At 47.7% G+C, this 1,975-nt stretch carries 1 protein-coding gene; it reads right to left on the bottom strand.

Going from position 1 to position 1,975, the window contains the following annotated elements; translation table 11 throughout:
* Positions 1-343: 343 nt before the first annotated feature.
* The gene (locus tag ACWA6V_RS21005; RefSeq protein WP_331352644.1) at positions 344-1,813 is read right to left on the bottom strand and encodes an inorganic phosphate transporter; all 1,470 of its coding nucleotides are present in this window, start codon (positions 1,811-1,813) and stop codon (positions 344-346) included.
* Positions 1,814-1,975 lie beyond the last annotated feature (162 nt).

The raw sequence follows: 1,975 nt of genomic DNA on the forward strand, positions 1-1,975 counted from the left end.
ACGGGGGTATCCACAATGTTTTCGCGCGCGGCAACACGGGTTGCAGTGGTAAACACTTCGTAAGGGCCAGCAAAGTCCAGCACTTCAATTTCCGGGAATAAAAAAATGCCGACGTTATAGTTCATTGCAAAATCCTCTTTTACAAACCAAGACATTGAGAGTGCGCCACAAGAACTACACAGTTTGCGCGATGCTGAATGTACCATAACGGGTTAAACAATCACCATCTGGTCACTGTTTTAGCAGAACAATAAGTAAGCGGAGGGAAAATGCGAGAAACCCGCTCCCGCATTGTGCGGGAGCAAGCATTAAAGCAGAAGCGCCTTGTAGTAGCGCAATACAATTAAATAAACAGCGTACCTATGTAGAACAATCCGCCTGACAACAAAATGGTAGCAGGTAAGGTGAACAGCCATGCCAGCAGGATTGTGCGCACGGTTGAGAACTGCAAACCTGTGCGATTGGCAACCATTGTGCCGGCCACTGCCGATGAGAGTACATGCGTGGTAGATACCGGCATGCCCGTCACACTTGCGACCCCAATTGCTGTCGCAGCGGTAATTTGCGCTGACATTCCCTGTGAATAGGTCATACCACTTTTACCAATTTTTTCACCGACGGTGTACACAATGCGCTTCCAGCCCATCATAGTGCCAAGACCCAAGGCCAAGGCAACGGCGATAATTACCCACATAGGTGCATATTCAGTTGTCGCGGTAAGGTCTTTGCGCAGGTTTTTCAGGTCGCCTTTTTTCTTGTCGGAAATCGTATCCAGCTTGGACACTTTTTTCGCGGTGTCATCAATACAGAGCAATAAACGACGCACACTGCGACGCTGTTCCAAATTCAAATCAGAATAATGATTTACACCTTTTAATTGACTTTCCAGTGTGTTGATCACTACCAGTGATTCTTTGCCGTTACATTTGAAACTGTCAGCAACCACTTCACCTTCTTTTTTGGTGAAATCGACCAACCCATTCAAATTGTTTTCATTGGCATTATAAAAATTACGCAGGTGGGTCGCGGCATCGCGCGTGCGTTCAATTTGGTAGGTGCTGCTATCCAGATTCAACACAAATTGCGCCGGGGTCAGGCCGATTAAAACCAGCATGATCAGGCCGATACCTTTTTGTCCGTCGTTGGAGCCATGCACAAAACTCACGCCCATCGCCGAGGCAACCAGGGTTACGCGCGTCCAAAATGGTGGGTGTTTTTTACCGTCGATCTGCTCGCGCTCTTGCGGGGTTTTATGAATTTTGGGACCGGTAAATATTTTTTTCAGCAACAGCAATACCAGTGCCGCCACGCCAAAACCCACCAGCGGTGAAATCAATAGCGACAACATGATATCGATGGCTTTTTTGACATTCACACCTTCGCTAATCGGGATATCAGTAATTAATGCATTAGCAAGGCATACACCCAAGAGCGAGCCGATCAAGGTATGCGAGCTGGATGCCGGAATACCGAAGTACCAGGTGCCGAGGTTCCACACGATCGCTGCCGTCAAGAGCGAGAAGACCAGCACCATACCGTGCACTGAGGTGATATTGAGCAGCATATCGACTGGCAATAAATGCACAATCGCATAGGCAACTCCCAAGCCACCCAGTATCACACCAAGGAAATTGAAGATACCTGAGGCGACAACAGCCATATGGGGCGACATAGCTTTGGTATAGATAACTGTGGCAACTGCGTTGGCGGTATCGTGAAAGCCATTGATGAACTCGTAGGCCAACACAAAAAGAACAGCAAAAAACAGGCTAAGACCCATCGCAAAACTGAGTCCAGTGAACATATCGATCATAGGTAATCCACTTGATTGACTAGAAAAGTAAATGCAACAGCATCGTCCTTGTCATTGCACAGAGCGAAATTTCCAGCAACGGCTTACAGCCTTACATCTGCCTGAATAACTCGCATGTGATACACAAAATAGAAGCGCCCCTGAGGGGGCGCCCTATGTGAC

The sequence above is a fragment of the Cellvibrio sp. genome, assembly GCF_053579595.1.